This is a genomic window from Campylobacter sp. RM12647 (assembly GCF_020138135.1).
In the GTDB taxonomy this organism is placed as follows: domain Bacteria; phylum Campylobacterota; class Campylobacteria; order Campylobacterales; family Campylobacteraceae; genus Campylobacter_E.
Genome location: NZ_JACGAS010000005.1, coordinates 40,241 through 58,780, shown reverse-complemented (window position 1 = coordinate 58,780; position 18,540 = coordinate 40,241). Strand labels below are relative to the sequence as shown.

Annotated in this window: 20 protein-coding genes; 13 read left to right on the top strand and 7 right to left on the bottom strand. The window is 26.6% G+C overall.

Features of this window, described 5'->3' with window-relative positions:
• Positions 1-143 precede the first annotated feature (143 nt).
• Genes AVBRAN12647_RS03270 through AVBRAN12647_RS03210 form a run of 13 tightly spaced genes read left to right on the top strand, consistent with a single transcriptional unit; the run spans position 144 to position 11,905 of the window.
• The gene (locus AVBRAN12647_RS03270; protein ID WP_336607148.1) at positions 144-1,196 is read left to right on the top strand and encodes an ankyrin repeat domain-containing protein; all 1,053 of its coding nucleotides are present in this window, start codon (positions 144-146) and stop codon (positions 1,194-1,196) included.
• On the top strand, positions 1,193-1,942 hold the full coding sequence (locus tag AVBRAN12647_RS03265; RefSeq protein ID WP_214149954.1) for an SDR family NAD(P)-dependent oxidoreductase: 750 nt from the start codon (positions 1,193-1,195) through the stop codon (positions 1,940-1,942). The genes AVBRAN12647_RS03270 and AVBRAN12647_RS03265 overlap by 4 nt, the downstream gene beginning before the upstream one ends.
• Positions 1,939-3,192: a UDP-N-acetylglucosamine 1-carboxyvinyltransferase gene (gene murA / locus AVBRAN12647_RS03260; RefSeq protein WP_214117568.1), complete on the top strand. Its 1,254-nt coding sequence runs from the start codon at positions 1,939-1,941 to the stop codon at positions 3,190-3,192. Before AVBRAN12647_RS03265 ends, murA begins: the two co-directional genes overlap by 4 nt.
• Positions 3,189-4,355, top strand: a complete 1,167-nt coding sequence (locus AVBRAN12647_RS03255) for a molybdopterin molybdotransferase MoeA (protein ID WP_336613965.1) — start codon at positions 3,189-3,191, stop codon at positions 4,353-4,355. Before murA ends, AVBRAN12647_RS03255 begins: the two co-directional genes overlap by 4 nt.
• Positions 4,339-4,947, top strand: coding sequence for a flagellar basal body P-ring formation chaperone FlgA (gene flgA, locus AVBRAN12647_RS03250; RefSeq protein WP_336614698.1), 609 nt, complete (start codon positions 4,339-4,341; stop codon positions 4,945-4,947). The genes AVBRAN12647_RS03255 and flgA overlap by 17 nt, the downstream gene beginning before the upstream one ends.
• Positions 4,944-5,486, top strand: coding sequence for a UbiX family flavin prenyltransferase (locus AVBRAN12647_RS03245; protein WP_239803707.1), 543 nt, complete (start codon positions 4,944-4,946; stop codon positions 5,484-5,486). Before flgA ends, AVBRAN12647_RS03245 begins: the two co-directional genes overlap by 4 nt.
• Positions 5,483-5,944 carry a pantetheine-phosphate adenylyltransferase gene (gene coaD, locus AVBRAN12647_RS03240; RefSeq protein WP_239803706.1) on the top strand — a complete coding sequence of 154 codons (462 nt, stop codon included), beginning with the start codon at positions 5,483-5,485 and terminating at the stop codon, positions 5,942-5,944. The genes AVBRAN12647_RS03245 and coaD overlap by 4 nt, the downstream gene beginning before the upstream one ends.
• Positions 5,941-6,525, top strand: a complete 585-nt coding sequence (gene tmk, locus AVBRAN12647_RS03235) for a dTMP kinase (RefSeq protein ID WP_214117563.1) — start codon at positions 5,941-5,943, stop codon at positions 6,523-6,525. Before coaD ends, tmk begins: the two co-directional genes overlap by 4 nt.
• On the top strand, positions 6,509-7,753 hold the full coding sequence (hisS, locus tag AVBRAN12647_RS03230; RefSeq protein WP_239803704.1) for a histidine--tRNA ligase: 1,245 nt from the start codon (positions 6,509-6,511) through the stop codon (positions 7,751-7,753). Before tmk ends, hisS begins: the two co-directional genes overlap by 17 nt.
• The gene (gene speA, locus AVBRAN12647_RS03225) at positions 7,750-9,570 is read left to right on the top strand and encodes a biosynthetic arginine decarboxylase (protein WP_214117561.1); all 1,821 of its coding nucleotides are present in this window, start codon (positions 7,750-7,752) and stop codon (positions 9,568-9,570) included. The genes hisS and speA overlap by 4 nt, the downstream gene beginning before the upstream one ends.
• An 11-nt stretch (positions 9,571-9,581) precedes the next feature.
• A complete protein-coding gene (locus tag AVBRAN12647_RS03220) occupies positions 9,582-10,748 on the top strand; it encodes a pyridoxal phosphate-dependent aminotransferase (RefSeq protein ID WP_336614697.1) in 1,167 nt (388 codons plus the stop codon).
• Positions 10,745-11,407 carry a 7-cyano-7-deazaguanine synthase QueC gene (queC, locus tag AVBRAN12647_RS03215; protein ID WP_336614696.1) on the top strand — a complete coding sequence of 221 codons (663 nt, stop codon included), beginning with the start codon at positions 10,745-10,747 and terminating at the stop codon, positions 11,405-11,407. Before AVBRAN12647_RS03220 ends, queC begins: the two co-directional genes overlap by 4 nt.
• A 60-nt stretch (positions 11,408-11,467) precedes the next feature.
• Complete coding sequence (locus AVBRAN12647_RS03210) at positions 11,468-11,905, top strand: hypothetical protein (RefSeq protein ID WP_214117558.1); 438 nt, start codon at positions 11,468-11,470, stop codon at positions 11,903-11,905.
• A gap of 48 nt (positions 11,906-11,953) precedes the next feature.
• Here the strand turns inward: AVBRAN12647_RS03210 and AVBRAN12647_RS03205 are convergent, their stop codons facing one another.
• The 7 genes from AVBRAN12647_RS03205 to AVBRAN12647_RS03175 are packed head-to-tail and all read right to left on the bottom strand — an operon-like array spanning position 11,954 to position 18,536.
• Positions 11,954-12,325, bottom strand: coding sequence for a flagellar basal body-associated FliL family protein (locus AVBRAN12647_RS03205; RefSeq protein ID WP_214117557.1), 372 nt, complete (start codon positions 12,323-12,325; stop codon positions 11,954-11,956).
• The gene (locus AVBRAN12647_RS03200; RefSeq protein WP_336614695.1) at positions 12,322-13,608 is read right to left on the bottom strand and encodes an ATP-dependent DNA helicase; all 1,287 of its coding nucleotides are present in this window, start codon (positions 13,606-13,608) and stop codon (positions 12,322-12,324) included. The genes AVBRAN12647_RS03205 and AVBRAN12647_RS03200 overlap by 4 nt, the downstream gene beginning before the upstream one ends.
• Positions 13,583-13,984 carry a hypothetical protein gene (locus AVBRAN12647_RS03195; RefSeq protein WP_336614694.1) on the bottom strand — a complete coding sequence of 134 codons (402 nt, stop codon included), beginning with the start codon at positions 13,982-13,984 and terminating at the stop codon, positions 13,583-13,585. The genes AVBRAN12647_RS03200 and AVBRAN12647_RS03195 overlap by 26 nt, the downstream gene beginning before the upstream one ends.
• A 10-nt stretch (positions 13,985-13,994) precedes the next feature.
• Positions 13,995-15,164, bottom strand: a complete 1,170-nt coding sequence (locus AVBRAN12647_RS03190) for an ABC transporter permease (RefSeq protein ID WP_336614693.1) — start codon at positions 15,162-15,164, stop codon at positions 13,995-13,997.
• Complete coding sequence (locus AVBRAN12647_RS03185) at positions 15,161-16,324, bottom strand: hypothetical protein (protein WP_336614692.1); 1,164 nt, start codon at positions 16,322-16,324, stop codon at positions 15,161-15,163. The genes AVBRAN12647_RS03190 and AVBRAN12647_RS03185 overlap by 4 nt, the downstream gene beginning before the upstream one ends.
• A 51-nt stretch (positions 16,325-16,375) precedes the next feature.
• Positions 16,376-18,148, bottom strand: a complete 1,773-nt coding sequence (gene uvrC / locus AVBRAN12647_RS03180; RefSeq protein WP_336614691.1) for an excinuclease ABC subunit UvrC — start codon at positions 18,146-18,148, stop codon at positions 16,376-16,378.
• On the bottom strand, positions 18,117-18,536 hold the full coding sequence (locus AVBRAN12647_RS03175; RefSeq protein ID WP_336614690.1) for a hypothetical protein: 420 nt from the start codon (positions 18,534-18,536) through the stop codon (positions 18,117-18,119). Before AVBRAN12647_RS03175 ends, uvrC begins: the two co-directional genes overlap by 32 nt.
• Between the last annotated feature and the right edge of the window lie 4 nt (positions 18,537-18,540).

Here is an 18,540-nt window from a genome sequence, read left to right as displayed (position 1 = left end):
TAATTTTTATATTTTAGTATTAAGAATATATATTGATTTAGCACAAACTTAATTATATTTTTTATTTAAAACTAGTGCGAAAAAATACCAAATAATTATTTAAAAATGTTAAAGTTAGGGCTATTAAATTATCAGGATTTGTATTGAAAAAGATTGTATTTTTATTAATTAGTGCTTTTGTTTTTTCAAAGGAATTAAGTGATGAAAAGTTATTTAAATTAGCCGAGACAATTAGCGGAAGAAATGTTGAGTGTAACGGACATGATTATTTTGTAAATTTAAATAATTATATAGATGAGCTAAATAAAGCTTATAATGATAAAAATATTTATCAAAATCCTATAAAAGATTATGATAAATATTATGATTATTTTCAATATTGGGCTTATCAAAGCATTGGCAATAAAAGATTATTTGATGAGTTTAATAATGAAATAAATAATTTTTGTAGCAATAACAAGGAGCATTTTATAAAGCTTTCTTCTAAAAATTATCAAAAATCTTGTGAGAATTTCACTCAAAGGCTAGGAATGAGAGCTTTTGGCTCTATTAATAAATTTATTAAGCTTGATGATATTTATATTGAATTTTTAAAGATAGAAAATCCAGAAGATAGCATTGCATATCTTAACGAAATTAGCCCAAATTATTATCAGTTAGATTTTTTATTAAAAATAGCTTTATTAGCTAAAAAAGATATGAAAATAATAGAGTTTTTAGCTAAAAATAATACAAATATTAATTCAGGTTATGAGAGTGCGATTTTTTATGCACTTGATTATTATGAAGCATTAGAATATTTATTAGAAAACAAAGCTAATGTTAATTATGTAAATGCTCTTGGTAAAAGTGCGATTTTTTATGCAGTTGAAATCAGCGATATTAAAACTATAAAATTACTTATGAAATATGGGGCTAATCTTAATTTACAACAAATTGATAGTGAAGAAGAGCTAAAAACAAATCTTCCTTATTATATTTCTTTTTGCTCTTACATTCATCCTGCAAAGACTTTAGTAATACACGCAGCGTCTTTAGCGAATTTAAATACCTTAAAATTGCTTATAGAAAATAAGGCTGATTATACGATAAGCGATAATTTTGGATTAAATGCACTAGATTATGCGATGATTTATAACAATAAAGAAAATATTGAGTATTTAAAAAAATTAGGATTAAAGGAGAAAGAACAATGAAAACAGCGTTTGTAACAGGTGCTAGTAGTGGTTTTGGAAAAGCGATTGCTAAAAGACTTTTAAAGAATAATTATAAAGTAGTAGTTCTTGCAAGACGCAAGGAAAAATTATTAGAATTTGAAAATGAATTTAAAAATAATGTATATATAGCAGAAGCTGATGTAAGAGATATAAATGCTTTAAAAAATGTTGTAAATAATTTGCCTAATGATTTTAATAAAATTGATGTTTTAGTTAATTCAGCAGGATTAGCATTAGGTTTAGGAGAGTTTTATAAATTAGATTTAGCAGATATTGAAACTATGGTTGATACTAATATAAAAGGGCTTTTATATGTAACTCATTTGATTTTACCAAGAATGCTTGAAAACGGCGGACACATATTTAATTTTGGTTCAGTTGCTGCTAATAATCCTTATTTTGGTGGTAATGTATATGCAGGAACTAAAGCTTTTGTGGGTCAATTTAGTCACGCATTAAGAAATGATGTAAGAAAAAATAATATAAAAATTACTGATATTGCACCAGGATTATGTAAGACAGAATTTAGCGAAGTGCGTTTTAAAGGCGATAAAATTGCAGCTGATAAAGTTTATGAAAATACAAAATACCTTGATGCAGAAGATATTGCTGATACAGTTATTAGTATTATTAATTTAAAAGACCATGTAAATATAAATAGAATAGAATTAATGCCTGTTACTCAAACTTGGGCAGGTTTTCACATACAAAAGGATAATGAATGAAATATTTAAAAATAGAAGGTAATGCAAAATTAAGTGGTAGCGTAGAAATTAGTGGAGCTAAAAATGCAGCTTTACCATTACTTGCTGCTGCTTTACTTATTAAAGGAAAATGCACTTTAACAAATCTTCCTTTAGTATCAGATATTAAGACCATGTTAAGATTGCTTGAGAATTTAGGAGCTACATATGAACTAAACAATCATAGCGTTACAATTGATTCAAGTAATGTATTTAATACAAAAGCACTTTATGATATTGTTCGCAAAATGCGTGCTAGCATATTGGTTTTAGGACCTTTGCTTAGTAGATTTAAAATTTGCGAAGTATCTTTACCAGGTGGCTGTGCTATAGGACAACGCCCAATTGATATGCACTTAAGTGCTTTAGAGAAAATGGGTGCTAATATTGAATTAGTTGATGGCTATGTAAAAGCTAGTGGAGAGTTGGTTGGAGCTAAAATACATTTTGATAAAATTTCTGTTGGTGCTACTGAAAATACAATTTTAGCAGCAGTTTATGCTAAAGGTGTAACTACTATAATAAATGCAGCTTGTGAGCCTGAAATCGTTAATTTATGTGAGTTTTTAGTAAAAGCAGGTGTTAATATAAAAGGTATAGGGACAAATACTATTGAAATCACAGGAGTAACCAAATTAAATACTGATTTTACTTGCGAAATTATTCCTGATAGAATTGAAGCAGGAACATATCTTTGTGCAGGTGCTATTACAAAATCAAATATAGAAGTTAAAAATATAATTCCAGAGCATTTAGGTGCATTATTATCAAAATTTGATGAAATGGGGATTAAATACGAAACTTTAAAAAATAGTATTAAAGTATATTCAAGCGATTATAAAGCAGCAAATATCAAAACTAGCGAATATCCAGGCTTTCCTACTGATATGCAAGCTCAATTTATGGCTTTATGTCTTAAGGCAAATGGAGAAAGTATTATTGATGAAAGATTATTTGAAAATCGTTTTATGCATGTAAGTGAGCTAAATCGTATGGGTGCAAATATCAAGCTAAATGGACATATTGCTAATGTTAAGACTTCTAATTTACAAGGTGCTGAAGTGATGGCAACTGATTTAAGGGCTAGTTCTGCATTAATTTTAGCTGCACTTGCTGCAAATGGGACTACTAATATTCATAGAATTTATCATTTAGAGCGTGGATATGAGAATTTGTGTGAGAAATTAAGTAAATTAGGTGCGAAATTAGTTGAATTAAAGGAAGAAGAATGACAATTAATGAAGCATTAGAAAATATAAAATCACTTAATCACACTCAAAGCACCGAAATTGTTAATTTATTTGATGCAAAAGGAAGAGTTTTAGCGAATGATTTTTATGCTAAATGTAACGCTCCTTTATTTACAAATTCTGCAATGGATGGCTATGCTTTAAAGGCTAGTGAGTTTAAAAATGGTCTTAAAGTTTTAAAGACTATTTTTGCAGGAGATATGAGTGAATGCGAGATTAAAAGTGGCGAATGTGTAAAGATTATGACAGGTGCAAGAGTGCCAAAGGGTGCTGATAGTGTTTTAATGGTTGAAAACTCTATTATTAAAGATGATTTAATGTATGCTACAAGTGATAATTTAAAAGTAGGTGAAGCTATAAGATATGAAGGCGAAGAATACAAAAAAGGCGAATTGATTATCAAAAAAGGCGTAATTACTGATGAGATTATTATGATTTTAGCTAGTAATGGAGTTTTTAATATTGAAGTTATTAAAGAAATAAAAGTTGGTATTTTTGCAAGTGGTCTTGAGATTATTGAGCCTTATTCAAATGGATTTGGTGTTTATAATTCTAATGCTTATGGAATTTATTCTGCTTTTAAGAGTTTTTCTAAACCTTATTATTTAGGGGTTTTAAAAGATGAATATGAGTTTGTTTTAAATTCTTTAAAAGGTGCTTTAGATAATTTTGATTTAGTTGTAAGTATCGGAGCTGCAAGTGTAGGTGATGCTGACTTTATCAAAAAAGCTTTAGATGAACTAGGTTTTAAACCTATTTTTACTAAGGTAAAAATGAAACCTGCAGGTCCTGTTAGCTTATATTTTAAAGATAATAAATATATTTTGGTTTTACCGGGTAATCCTATGAGCGCTTATATTGGGGCTTTAATTTATGCAAGAGCTTTAATTTATAAAATGCAAGGAATTATATATGAAAAGCCAAGCTTTTTATATCCTATATCAATGGATTTAAAGATTAAAAATAATAAAGAAAATGTAGTTATTGGAAATATTATAAATGATACTTTTGTTCCGTTTAATAATGCAAAACTTAGTAGCGGACAAATTACTCCATTAAATAAATGCACTCATTACATAATTTGTCCTATTGATTGTGATATTAAACAAAACGATAAAGTAAGAGTTTATGAACAAAGTATTTAGTTTATTTGTATTAAGTGGGGTTTTGTTTGCTAATAATTTAAGCGATGAATTATTAAAACATTGGAAAAAACAAGATGAATTTTTAGAAATAAAAAGTCTTAGTTTTAATCCTAATATTAATAATTGCAAAATTATTACATATCCAAATCTTAGCAAACAAGGATTTTTTAAAGCAAATTGCAATGATAAAGATATGCAAATATCTTTTAAATTACAAGCTCTTACTAAGGTTTATGTTTTAAAAAAAGATGTTTTAAAAGATGAAGAAATAGGGCTATTTGATTTAAAAAGTGAAAAAATTGATTTTTCAAAATTACCTTATAATGCTTTAAGAACACTTGATAATAGTATTAAGTTTAAAAGCAAAGCAAGAGCAGGTAGTATTATAAAAACCTCTATGCTAATGCCAAATTATTTAATTAATAAAGATGATAGTGTAGTTGGGATTTTAGATGATGGAGATTTAAGTGTGTTTGTTGATTTAATAGCCTTGCAAAGTGGAGTAAAAGGTCAAAGAATTCGCCTTAAAAACACTCAAGGACACAATCTAACTGGCGAAATAATTAATGAAAAACAGGTCTTAATAAAATGAGATTTTTAGTAGCGATTAATGGAGCTAGTGGAGTTAATTTGGCTTTAAAATTAGCTAAGGTATTAAGCAAAGAAAATGAAGTATATTTAATCCTTAGTAAAGGTGCTTTAAAGGTTTTAAAAGAAGAAAATAATAAAAAATTGAAAAAATACATTAAAAATACAAATATTACTCTTTTAAAAAATGATGATTTAGCTGCACCTGTATCAAGTGGGAGTTTTAAGCTTGATGCAGCGTTTTATTATGCTAGTAGTGATTTTTTAGCAAAGGCTAGTTATGGTTTTAGTGATACTTTAATTCTAAGAAGTTTTACCGTAAATCTTAAAGAAAATAGAAAAATCATAATAGCTCCAAGAGAAATGCCATTAAATGAATTAATGCTTAAAAATATTTTAAAATTAAATAAATTAGGCTGTATAATAGCCCCTGCAATTTACGCTAAATATTCTAAGAGTTCTTTTAAAGAATTTGTAATAGGTAAATGGTGTGATTTGCTTGGAGTTGAATATAAAAAATTTAAAAGATGGAAAAGCGAATGAAAAAAGCAATTTATCCAGGCACATTTGATCCGATAACAAATGGGCATTTAGATGTAATAAAAAGGGCTTTAAAAATTTTTGATAAATTAATAATAGCAGTTGCTAAAAATGATAAAAAAAAGCCTGATTATGATTTAGAAACTAGGATTAATTTAGTAAAAAATGCAACAAATGGATTGAATGTAGAAGTAATAGGGTTTGACAATTTATTAGTAGATTTTGCAAAAGAGCAAAAAATATATACCATTGTAAGGGGTTTAAGGGCTGTGAGTGATTTTGAATACGAGTTACAAATGCACTATGCAAATGCTGAATTAAACGAAGAAATAGACACTATTTATTTAATGCCAAGCCTTAAAAATGCCTTTATTTCAAGCTCAATTGTAAGAAGCATTAAAGCTCATGGTGGAGATATTTCAAAATTAGTTCCATCTAGTATTTTAAAGGATTTAAAATGAATTATTACGCTTTTGAAGGAATTGATACTCTAGGCAAAAGCACTCAAATTAAGCTTTTACAAGAATTACCAAATTCTTATTTTAAATTCCAGCCGATTTTTGTAAAAGAACCAGGCGAAACTACTTTAGGAATAAAATTAAGAGAATTGATTTTAAATGAAGAAATGAGTAAAAAGGCTAGAATGTTTTTGTTTTTAGCTGATAGGGCTGAATTATTTTCAAAAATTGATTTTACTAAAGAATTTATTATAGCTGATAGGAGTTTGTTTTCTCATTTAGCTTATGAAGTTGATAGTGATTACAAACAATTATTGGATTTTAATTTATTTGCAACTAATAATGTTTTACCTAATCATATAATATTTTTTAAAGGCAGTAAGGAATTATTAGAAAGTAGATTAAATAATAAAAGCCTTGATAAAATAGAGCAAAAAGGCGTAGAATATTTTTTAAAAGTTCAAGAAAATTATGAAGCGATTTTTAAGGCTTTAAATTTAAAAGTTTTTACAATAGATGCAAGTCTTAGTATAGATAAAATAAATACAATGATTAAGGAGTATATAAATGATACATGCAATTAAAGGAATGAATGATTTATTAGATGATGATGCGTTAATTTACGAAAAGATTATAAAAACTTGTGAAGAAGTAGCAAAAACTTATGGTTATAGCTATATTGAAGTGCCACATTTAGAAGTTACTCCGCTTTTTAAAAGAAGCGTAGGAGAAAGTAGCGATATAGTTGGTAAAGAAATGTATGAGTTTTTAGATAAAAGCGGGGATAGTGTATGTCTTAGACCTGAAGGAACTGCTGGGGTTGTAAGAGCTTTTATTGAACATAAGATGGATAAAGCTGGAGTTGTTAAAAGATGGTTTTATCACGGCTCAATGTTTCGCTATGAAAAACCACAAAGAGGTCGTTATAGAGAATTTCATCAATTTGGCTTAGAGTGTTTTAATATAGCTAATGTTTATGAAGACGCTAGTGTGATTATGATACTTGCTAAAATCTTTAAAAAACTTGATATTAATTATACTTTAAAAATCAATTCTTTAGGCTCGCCTGAATGCCTTCAAAACTATAGAAAAGCATTAAGAGAATATATTGCAAACATTGAAAATAGTTCTGGTTTTAAATTCTGTGCTGATTGTGCTAAAAGAACACAAACTAATGTTATTAGAGTATTAGATTGTAAAAACGATGAATGTGCTAAACACTTAATAAACGCTCCTAAATTAAGTGAGTTTTTAGATGATGAGAGTAGGGCTGATTTTATTAAATTACAAGAGATTTTAAAAGATAATGAGATTAGTTTTGTAATTGATGAAAGATTGGTTCGCGGGCTTGATTATTATTCAAAAACAGCATTTGAGTTTGAAAGTAGCGAAATAGGTGCAAAGGCTGCAATAGCTGGTGGTGGAAGATATGATTATTTGGTTGAGTATTTAGGCGGAGCTAAAAGCTATGGCGTTGGATTTGCTATGGGTGTTGAGCGTGTTATGGATATTTTAAGAAGTAAAAATATAGAGCAAAAATTACAAAATACTTATTTTTGTATATTAGATGAAGAATTATTGCCAATTGCTTATAAATTAGTTGATAATTTAAGAGAAAACGGAAAAACAATTAATCTAAATTACGAAGCAAAAAAATTAGCGAAACATTTAAATATAGCGAATAAACAAAACTATAAATACTTTATTGCAATTGGTAGTGATGAAGCTAGTAAAAATGAAGTATTTTTTAAAGATTTAGAAAGTGGCGAACAAAAAAGTATAAAATACGATGAATTAAAGGAAATTTTATGAATGATTATGGCATAGATATTTGGGGAGATGATAATTTTATCATTAAAAATGGCAAGGTATGTTTAAAATATGGAAGCGAACCTGCCATTATTGATATAGTAAATACTCTTTTAGATGATGGATATAAAGGTCCTATAATTTTAAGATTTAATCATTTAATTAAAAAACAAATAGAACAAATCTATATAAATTTTAATAATGCCATTAAAGAATTTGATTATCGTGGTAGTTTTAATGCTGTTTATCCACTAAAAGTCAATCAATTTCCTGGTTTTGTAAAAAGTCTTGTAAAACTTGGTAAAAATCTAAATTATGGTCTTGAAGCTGGTAGTAAAGGAGAATTATTATTAGCTATGGCTTATAACAACGAAAATGCTCCAATAACTGTTAATGGCTTTAAAGATAAAGAACTAATAACAATGGGCTTTATCGCTGCTGAAATGGGGCATAACATAACTTTAACTATTGAAGGTATTAATGAGCTTGAAGTAATTATCAAAACAGCAAAAGAGCGTTTTGGGATAAAACCAAAAATCGGTCTTAGAGTAAGGCTACATTCTTTAGGTAGTGGCACTTGGGCTAAAAGTGGTGGGATTAATTCAAAATTTGGTCTAACATCAACTGAATTAATAGAAGCAGTAGGGCTTTTAAAAGAAAATGATTTATTAGATTGTTTTACTATGATACATTTTCATATAGGCTCACAAATTAATGAAATACATCCTTTAAAAAAAGCTTTAAGCGAAGCAGGAAATATTTATTTTGAATTACGCAAAATGGGTGCAAATAACCTTGAAAATATTGATATTGGTGGTGGTTTAGCAATTGAGTATTCACAATTTCAAAAGACTTCTCAAAGAAACTATACTTTAAGTGAATATGCAAATGATATTGTATTTATTCTAAAAACTCTTGCAGCACAAAAACAAGAAATAGAGCCAAATATTTATATAGAAAGTGGTCGTTTTGTAAGCGGTTCTCACGCAGTATTAGTAGCACCTGTTCTTGAACTATTTTCTCAAGAATATTCAGAAAGCAAAATGCAGTTAAAAGAAAAAAACCCGCAATTAATAGATGAATTATGCGATTTATACAAAAATATAAAGCCAAGCAATGCAGTAGAATATATGCACGATAGTTATGACCATTTAGATAGTATTTTAACCTTATTTGACTTAGGATATGTAGATTTACAAGACCGCTCAAATGCCGAAATATTGGTTCATCTAATAGGTAAAAAAGCAGTTTCTATGCTAAGTCCAAAACATTTATTAAGAACTCAAAAAGAAGTTCAAGAAAGATATTTGGTCAATTTTTCAATGTTTCAAAGTTTGCCAGATTTTTGGGGCTTAGGGCAAGAATTTCCTATAATGCCACTTGATAGATTAGATACTCAACCAACAAGATCAGCTAGTATTTGGGATATAACTTGTGATAGTGATGGAGAAATATCATTTGATGCTGCTAAGCGTCCTTTATTTTTACACGATGTTGATGTAGAACAAGAAGATTATTTCTTAGGATTTTTCTTAGTTGGTGCTTATCAAGAAGTATTAGGAATGAAGCATAATTTATTTACCCATCCAACTCAAGTTAGTATTGATATTGATGATAAAGGTTATGAGATTGAAAGTATTATTGAAAGTCAATCAATTAGGGATATTTTAGAAGATTTAGACTACGATATTCGTGAAATTGATGAAAAAATTCAAGATAAAATAAATTCTTCGGAATTAATAAATGAAAAAACTAAAAAACATATTTTAGGTGAGCTTTTCATATTTATGCACGATAATGGATATTTAAAGAAAATTTAAAAGGAGAGAATATGCAATTTTCAGAAAAAATTAAAGGTTTAGAAGAATCAATAACTTTAGCAATTACAGCTAAAGCAAAATTACTAAAAGAACAAGGTGTAAGAGTTATTAGTTTTAGTGCAGGAGAGCCTGATTTTGATACTCCGCAAGTTGTAAAAAATGCAGCTATTAAAGCGATAAATGATGGATGCGGAAAATACACTCCAGTATCTGGAACTACTGAAGTTTTAAAAGCAATTTGCACTAAGCTTAAAAAAGACCATAATTTAGATTATGAGATAAGTGAAGTAATAGCAAATGTTGGAGCTAAACATAGTTTGTTTAATGCAATTCAAGCACTTGTTTGTGATGGTGATGAAGTAATAATCCCAGCTCCTTATTGGGTAACTTATCCAGAACAAGTTAAGTATTCAGGTGGAGTTCCTGTGATTGTAACTCCTAAAAAAGATTTTAAAATCAGTGCTGATGAATTAAAAGCTGCAATTACACCTAAGACGAAAATATTAATATTAAATAATCCTAGTAATCCTAGTGGAGCTTTATATTCAAAAGATGAATTAATGGCATTAGCTAAAGTTTTAGAAGGCACTAGTATTGTTGTATTAGCTGATGAAATGTATGAAAAATTAGTTTATGATGGAGAATTTGTAGCGTTTGCAAGTTTAAGCGAAGATGCACTAAAACGCACGGTTACAATAAATGGACTTAGCAAATGTGCTGCAATGCCAGGATATAGATTTGGTTATAGTGCTAGTAAAAATAAAGAATTAAATAAATTAATGAAAAATCTTCAAGGTCAATGCACAAGTAATATTTGTAGCATAACTCAAGCTGCTGCAGTTCCTGCTTTAGTTGGAGAGATTGATAAAGATATTGAGATGATGAAAAAAGAATTCAAAAAAAGAAGAGATAAGGCTTGTAAAATGATTAATAGCATTAATGGGCTTAAATTAAGCGTAAAACCTAGCGGGGCGTTTTATTTATTTATTGATTGCTCTAGTATTAATCCTGATGATGTTGAGTTTTGTGCTAAGCTTTTAGATGATAAAAAAGTAGCTTGCGTGCCAGGAAGTGGATTTGGAATGAGTGGGTATTTTAGAATTTCTTATGCAACTTCAATGGAAAATATCATAGAAGGTATAGAAAAAATCGCAGAATTTGTAAAGGAATATAAGTGAGTAAAATCGCTATAAGTATTTTAAGTGGAGGGCTAGATAGCTGCGTTAGCACTGCTTGTGCTATAAATGAAGGCTATAAAGTAATAGCCCTTCATTTTAATTATAGTCAAAGAACAGAGCAAAGAGAATTACAAGCTTTTAATGAAATTTGCAAGTTTTATAATATAGAAAAATTAGTTGTGGATATGGATTTTTTCAAACAAATTGGCGGCTCTAGTTTAACTGATATGAGTTTAGAAATTCCAAAAGATGAATTAGGTAAAAATGGTGAATTGCCAAATACTTATGTGCCTTTTAGAAATGGGATTTTTTATAGTATTGCTGCTGCTGTTGCACAAAGATTTAATGCTAGTGCAATTTATACAGGCTTAGTTAGTGAGGATTCTAGCAATTATCCTGATACTACTTTAGGTTTCGTTGAAAAAACCGCTTCGTTTATAAAAGAAGGTAGTGGAGAAGATATTAAAATAATTACTCCTTTAATCAAGCTAAAAAAATCAGAAATAGTAAAACTTGGAATGAGCCTAAAAGCACCTTTAGAGCTTAGTTATAGTTGTTATGATAGTAATGATTTAGCTTGTGGTAAATGTGAATCTTGCCAATTAAGACTAAAAGGCTTTAGTGAAGCTGGGTTTAATGATTTGATAAAATATCAGTAAGATAAGATTTAAAATAAGAATTTAAAATTCTTATTTTAAATTCTATTAAAAGGAAAAATTATGCTAAAGGTTATTTCTAAGATTGATGGATATATCATTTCTTATATGTCTTTTTTGATGTTTTTTAAATATTTGTCTGATTATATTGCTTCAAATGTTTCAATTCAAATTCTTTTATCATTTGTATTTATGTATTTAATCAAACTAGCCTATCAACAATTTTTAAAAATAGAATATAAAAATATACAAAATAAAAATCAGATTTTTTCTATGTTTAAAATAGGCTTATTGCCAGCTATTTTATTGTATTTTTTATGTGTGGATTTTTACGAAGCTTTTTTTACTAATTATATGAGCTTTTTGTTTATTAAATTTCCTATTGTTTTTTTAAATTCTTTTTTAAATATTTTATTTTTCGTAATTTTAATAATTATTTTAGCTTTTGTTTTGGGTTATATTAAATACTCTCAAGATAAAGATTTAGCTAATAATTTATGATAATAATTTTAAATAAGTTCTAAAATTTATGAACTTATTTATTAATTTTTATATTAAATTTGCGTCTTTTAATATCTCCTTTATTGCTTCTGCACTATCTTTGCTTTTTAGATTTATGATTAATATATCATCAATATTTACAGAGTATTTTTTACCTGCGTATTTTATTATGGTTTTTTTGAGATTTTCCTTACCAAGTTCTGTAAATAAATCTTCGTAATAATAGCTAGAAATCACCATATTAATACTATCTTGTATATAATCATTTTCGTTATTAACATTATCTCCTATGATTTTTAAACTTAAAGTAATTTTTTTAAGCCCGTTTGATTTTGAATACAAATCGGTCTCAAAATTATTAATTTCTATACTATTTGCAAATGCAAAAATACTAAAAAATATTAGCATTATTTTTTTCATAATTGTTCCTTATCGCAAAATTGATAAAATGTCTTTACTACTTGATTTGTCTTTGCTTTTAATCTAAACAAATTCTCATACGATTTGTCACTTCCATTAAAAATAATTTTAAAATTATTAGGATTTGAACTTCTTGATAATGCAACATATAGCTGACCTTGTGCAAAAATTCTATCGCATTTGCAAATTAGTTTATCAATACTCATTCCTTGACTTTTATGTATGGTAATAGCATATGATAATTTTAGTGGAAATGCTTTTAATATAGCATCAGGCTTAGCATCAATCAAACTTGGATTAATTCTATAACTAGCAGCTATTTCAGGGTCGTTAAAATATAAAAATTCTTTAGGATAAACAGAATAAATCATTCTATTAGATTTAATTTTTAGCTCTTGTTCGCTTTTATCCCACGCAATTATTTCTCCTTGCATTCCATTGTAATAATTATCAGAATTATAAGTAAAAATAACTTTAGCTCCAATTTTAAAAATAAATTCTTCTTCAATTGGTTGAGCTTTTAGCCATTGTTTAAATTCTTTTTCTTGTTCTTCGTTTAATTCTGTATTTTTTTTAATACTTGAGTTAAAAACATATTCTTCATCATCAATTTTTTTAAGTTTAGCATTATTTATATTCTTTGCTTCTTCGTTAGTCCCACAAATAATTGTATAATCATCATAATTATTTATATCATCTTGAATTTTGTATTTTTTAAAATACTCTATGCAAGTATTAGTTATATTACCAATCCTAACACTTCTTAAGTTTTCATAAAATTCCTTATCTTCCATTCTGTGTTGGGTAATTAGCTCAATTACTTTAAAATTGCACTCATTCCAGTATTTAGAGCAAAAAGCATAATTTCCATCAGATTTTACAGGCTCAAGTTGATAAAAATCTCCAACTATTAATAATTTTATATTGCTATATCCAAAAAGCCTTGAATAAATCATATCAAAAACATCACTACTAATCATTGAAATTTCATCAATTATTATCAAATCAATATTTGTTAAAGACTTGTTTAAGGCAATTAAATCATCTTTGCTTGTTTTTAATTCATTAATGTTTTTAGCTAGGCGTAATTTAAAAAACCTATGAACGGTGTCTCCGCCAATATTAATAGCAGCAAGTGCAGTACTAGCTAAGACTATTGTTTTAAAAGCTTCACTTTTTATGATTTTTTCTATGGTGTAGGATTTTCCAACTCCTGCACCACCTGTTAAAAATACATTTCTTCCTTGCTTTAATAAATCAATTATGTGCTTGGTTTGATTCATCTAAAATATTTACTTTATAGTTTTTTGTAGTAAGATTATTAAGTCTTATCATCAAATCATCAAAATTATCTCCATCATAAGGATAAAAAGCTACACAATCTCTTGCTTTTGTGTTTAAAAAATCATATATTTCATTACTTAGAATTTGAGTTTTTTCCTTGCTTGTTCCAGAAAATAATATTATTATCCCACTATTTAACTCAAACACACAATCTGTTTTTCTTAAAATACTAGCAATTACTTTTCTATGCTCTTCATCTGGGCTTTTGATATACGCAAGACAAAATTCAAAATCTATATCATAAAAATATCTATAAATATTTGCTGTAAAAAAATCAATAACTTTTCTCATATCTTCTTTTTTAAAAATTTGCATGTTGCTCCTTTTAATCATTTCTTAAAGTTTTTAATACATTAATTTTGCTTGCTTTATAGGCTGGATAAATAGATGATAATACAACTACTAAACTAGCACCTAAAATAATAAAGCAAAAATCACTTATACTTAAGTTAATAGGTAATTTTGAACTACCATAAACATCAGCTGGTAAAGAAATAATATCAAATGTATCTAAAATCCAAAGTCCAAAAAATCCTAATAAAATTCCAAAAATAATACCAGTAAAACCTATAAAACAACCAATAGCAAAAAATGATTTTTTAATCTCACTTTTACTTGCACCCAATGCTAAAAGTAGGGCTATTTCACTTCTTCTATTTAAAACTATCATAAATAATGAAGTTATTATATTTAAACTAGCAATAATTACAATCATCATTAGTATAAAAAATAATGCTTTTTTTTCTAAATCAATAGCACTTAAAATATTGCCATTTTGTTCCCACCAACCAATAAAATAATAATTATCTTTATATTTTTCTTTAAGTTTTAAAATCTCTTCTTTAGCATTATTAGTATCTATATGAATGCCTGTAATCTCATTATTTTTTAATACCTTTTGTAAATCTTTAATATCTACATATACATATGATGAATCATAAGCATTTAGACCTGAATGAAAAGTATTATTTACATAAAAACTTTTTATATTAGGTGTAATACTAAAAGCATTTGCATTAAGATTTGTAAAAATTATATGTATTTTATCTTCTTTATTAACTTCTAATCTTGAAGCTAGTAAATTGCCTAAAATTGCAGGAAATTTCAAATTAGAATTTAAATAATAATCTTTAAAAATTTTATTTACTTCTTTTTCTTTTTCAAAATCAATCCCAAAAATTATAGCACCTCTCATTTCATTACCATATTTAATAGCGGCTTGTGTTTGAATAAAAGGACTGATTTTATAATTTTTACTTAATTCATTTATTAATTCTTCATCAATTAATGTGGTTTTAGGATATAAAGTAATTGGATAATTCATAGTAAGTAATTTATCAATAAAGCTTTTATTCATTCCATTCATTACTGCCATAGTTATTATTAAAACACAAACTCCTAAAGCTACTCCGATAAAAGCAAGTAGCTTAGTAATCATAATAAATGGCATTGATTTATCAAATCTTAGGTATTTAAAAAGCAAGTATCTAATCATAAATATTTCTTCATTACTTCTGCAATTTGTGTTTCTGTAGCATCTTTAATAATCAAATCTGCAAAATCTAAATTCTTTTTAGCGTGTTTATTGCCTAAAAATAACATTATAAAAGTATTTGGATTTTCGCTTTTTACTTGATTAATATTGCTAACTAAACTTTCATAATCAAATAAAATAGCCTCATATCCAATGGCAATGATTTTATAATTATTTTTTAGTTCATCTTTAAATGAACTTATACTATCTACTTTTTTATTCAATTTTGCGTGTTTATTTGCGATATGATATAAATAATCACTTTGCATATCAGAACTAAGCAATATTAATACATCGTTTTGATAATTTGTTGTATTCATATCACTCTTATAATCATTTAGTATTGTTACTAAAATATTTTTTAATTTATTTTTATTAAAAGGTCTTTTTAAAAAACTATCTTTATTGCAATTTTCACTTAAGATAATTGTATTTTTTTCTTTATAATTAAAATTTTCATCAGCTATAACGCAGGCATAATTTGAAAAATCATTAATTTTTGTATAAAAATCAACACTAATTCCGTATTGATTTAGTAATGTTTCTAGCAAAAAGTTTTCTAATAAATCATTATTTAAAATAGCTATTTTTGCACTTGCAAAATTAGGATTTAACTCATTATCAAAATTATCGTAATTAGTTTCGTATGTAATTGTAGTTTTTGTTAAAGAGTATATATTTTGAATATTATCTTCATTATGCTTTTCTATTAATTCTTTAATTTGATTTAAATTCTTATCATTTGTATAAGATAACACGGCATTTATATTCTTTAATTTTTTTGCATTATCGGTTAAATGCTTTTGTAAAAAATCATTGTGGTTTTGTAACGCCATCATTTTTTGTTTGATTTTACCAACCTCATCAACGATTAATCTTAAATTCTTATTCAAATCTAAGTTATCGCTATTAGCACCTAAACTTTTTAAAATTTCTTTTAAAATATTTATTTTTTGGTTAGCACTTTTTTTTCTAATTAATGCAGCCATAAAACTAACAGCATTAAATATCAAAATTATTGCTAGAATAATTGTAAAAATTGTTTGATTTAATAGGTTTTCTATAAATAAACTTGCTATTAAAATAGCACATAATAATATATTAAACAAGCTTGGGAACACAACAATCCTTTATATAATTTAGAGCATAATTATGTCTATTAAATTAAATGATTACTTAATAATTTGGCTAATTTTCGTTGCTACATTTTTATTTGTTACTTTTGCTATTTCATCATAACTTGCATTGTATATATTTTCATAATTTTCAAAGTATTTTAATAATTTTACGATACTAGCTTTTGAAATTCCAATTTGCTCTAATTTTGATGATTTTATATCTTGTTTTCTTTTTGCGTTTTGATGGCAAGTAATTGCAAATCTATGCGCTTCATCTCTTAGTTTTTGAATAAATTGCAATATTTCATCACTTGTTTTAAGATTAAATTCTTTATCCTTAAAATGTATTTTATCCCTAGCAGCACCTTTTGCTCTATGTGCTAAATGATTTAATTTTTCTTTAGAAATTGCAATTACATCTAAATTGATTTCGTTTTGAGCTAAAAGCTCGTTTGCTAAATCTAATAAAGCCTTTCCACCATCTATAATCCATAAATCAGGACAAACTGATTTATCAAAAGAATTTATCCTTCTAGTAAGCATTTCTCTCATTTGTTCATAATCGTTATTGCTAGTAAGATTAAATCTTTTATAATTATTTTTATTAAAACTATTAGAAAACACATCATAACTAATTAAAGCTCCGATTATTGCTTGACCTTGAAAATGTGAATTATCAAATACTTCAATATTATAAGGAGCATTGCTAAGATTAAAAAAGCTTTTTAATTTATTTGCTATATTATTTTCAGTCTTTTCAAGATTTATTAAAGCATTGTTTTTAGCTAATTGAATTAGTTTTTTTATCTCTAAAGTTTTTGCTATTTTTATATTTACTTTATGATTTGCAAGATTGCTTAAGTATTCTTCTAAGAGTTCTATATTTTCATTGTGATTTTCTATATAAATATTAATAGGAATTATTCCTTCTTTATAATTTGCTAGTATTAATTGGGTTAAAAAATCACCTTCTTTATTAGATATTTTTTCATTTATTACGCTTATTACTTTTCCGTGATTTATCACTAATCTAGTGCTTGATAAGAATTCATTATTATTGGTTATTGCAAATACATCAAAACTAACATCTTTTGCTAAATCCACTTCAATTTCTTGATTTAAATTCTTTATATGATTTATCATATCTCTTATTTTTGCCGCTTCTTCGTAGTTTTCATTATCAGCATATCTAAACATTTTTTCATTTAAAGTTTGTAGCATTTGTTTTGGATTTTTTAGAGCTTGTAGGGCTTGTTTTAAGATATTTTCATATTCATCTTTAACGCTAAACTCACAAGGAGCTAAACATCTTGACATATCATAAAATATACATCTTTTTTTACAGCTTTTCATTTGTCTTAATGGATAACATAAATACAATGCTTCTAATAAATCCTTAGCCCCACTAGCATAAGGCCCATAATATTTAGTCAGTGGGTCTTTTTTAACCTTTCTAGTTATCTCAAATCTTGGATAAGCTTCTTTTAAATCACAGCAAATATATGGATAAGTCTTATCATCTCTTAATAAAATATTATATTTTGGTCGCATTTGTTTAATTAATGAATTTTCTAAAATCAGTGCGTCTAATTCACTATTTGTAGCGGTATATTCTAAATTATTTGCTTCTTCAATTAATTTTATAATTCTAGGAGAGTTTTTAGGATTTGCTCTAAGGCTTGGAGTAAAGGCAAAATAGCTTTTAACTCTTTTTTTTAAATCTTTTGCTTTACCTACATAAAGCAAGGTATTATTATGATAATATCTATAAACTCCAGAAGAATTTGGTAATGATTTAATTTTGTCTAAGAGATTTGATTTTTGCATTTGTTTTTTTGATACTTTCTTTTAGATTATTTATTAATATTTTTTGTTCTTCATATATCGCTAGATTTTGAAAATTCTCACACATTAAGTCTTTTAAAAATATTTTTGGTTGTTTTGATTTCTCATAATCAATATATGCTTTTAAAATAGCATTGGAATTAATTATAATTTCTTCTTCAAATAGATTTAAAATAGCAGCGTCTTTTGGATTAATTCTTTTATATATTTTAATATGTTCTTTTAATGTTTTTATAGTTGAATCATTTCTTAAATCTTGTGCTAAAGTCGGATGATAAACTCTAATCCTAAAGCAATTTTTATTATATTTTTTAAATACATCACAAACTACACCTTTTTGAGTTAATTTATATTTAAGGTCAGGTGGCATACTT

Excerpts from the sequence above, each read along its gene's own strand:
- AVBRAN12647_RS03255 (WP_336613965.1), top strand. The coding sequence starts at position 3,189 with ATGACAATTAATGAAGCATTAGAAAATATAAAATCACTTAATCACACT.
- uvrC (WP_336614691.1), bottom strand. The coding sequence starts at position 18,148 with ATGCAAAAATCAAATCTCTTAGACAAAATTAAATCATTACCAAATTCT.
- AVBRAN12647_RS03190 (WP_336614693.1), bottom strand. The coding sequence starts at position 15,164 with ATGATTAGATACTTGCTTTTTAAATACCTAAGATTTGATAAATCAATG.
- coaD (WP_239803706.1), top strand. The coding sequence starts at position 5,483 with ATGAAAAAAGCAATTTATCCAGGCACATTTGATCCGATAACAAATGGG.
- AVBRAN12647_RS03245 (WP_239803707.1), top strand. The coding sequence starts at position 4,944 with ATGAGATTTTTAGTAGCGATTAATGGAGCTAGTGGAGTTAATTTGGCT.
- murA (WP_214117568.1), top strand. The coding sequence starts at position 1,939 with ATGAAATATTTAAAAATAGAAGGTAATGCAAAATTAAGTGGTAGCGTA.
- flgA (WP_336614698.1), top strand. The coding sequence starts at position 4,339 with ATGAACAAAGTATTTAGTTTATTTGTATTAAGTGGGGTTTTGTTTGCT.
- speA (WP_214117561.1), top strand. The coding sequence starts at position 7,750 with ATGAATGATTATGGCATAGATATTTGGGGAGATGATAATTTTATCATT.
- AVBRAN12647_RS03220 (WP_336614697.1), top strand. The coding sequence starts at position 9,582 with ATGCAATTTTCAGAAAAAATTAAAGGTTTAGAAGAATCAATAACTTTA.
- AVBRAN12647_RS03265 (WP_214149954.1), top strand. The coding sequence starts at position 1,193 with ATGAAAACAGCGTTTGTAACAGGTGCTAGTAGTGGTTTTGGAAAAGCG.
- AVBRAN12647_RS03210 (WP_214117558.1), top strand. The coding sequence starts at position 11,468 with ATGCTAAAGGTTATTTCTAAGATTGATGGATATATCATTTCTTATATG.
- AVBRAN12647_RS03175 (WP_336614690.1), bottom strand. The coding sequence starts at position 18,536 with ATGCCACCTGACCTTAAATATAAATTAACTCAAAAAGGTGTAGTTTGT.
- AVBRAN12647_RS03205 (WP_214117557.1), bottom strand. The coding sequence starts at position 12,325 with ATGAAAAAAATAATGCTAATATTTTTTAGTATTTTTGCATTTGCAAAT.
- hisS (WP_239803704.1), top strand. The coding sequence starts at position 6,509 with ATGATACATGCAATTAAAGGAATGAATGATTTATTAGATGATGATGCG.
- AVBRAN12647_RS03200 (WP_336614695.1), bottom strand. The coding sequence starts at position 13,608 with ATGAATCAAACCAAGCACATAATTGATTTATTAAAGCAAGGAAGAAAT.
- AVBRAN12647_RS03195 (WP_336614694.1), bottom strand. The coding sequence starts at position 13,984 with ATGCAAATTTTTAAAAAAGAAGATATGAGAAAAGTTATTGATTTTTTT.
- tmk (WP_214117563.1), top strand. The coding sequence starts at position 5,941 with ATGAATTATTACGCTTTTGAAGGAATTGATACTCTAGGCAAAAGCACT.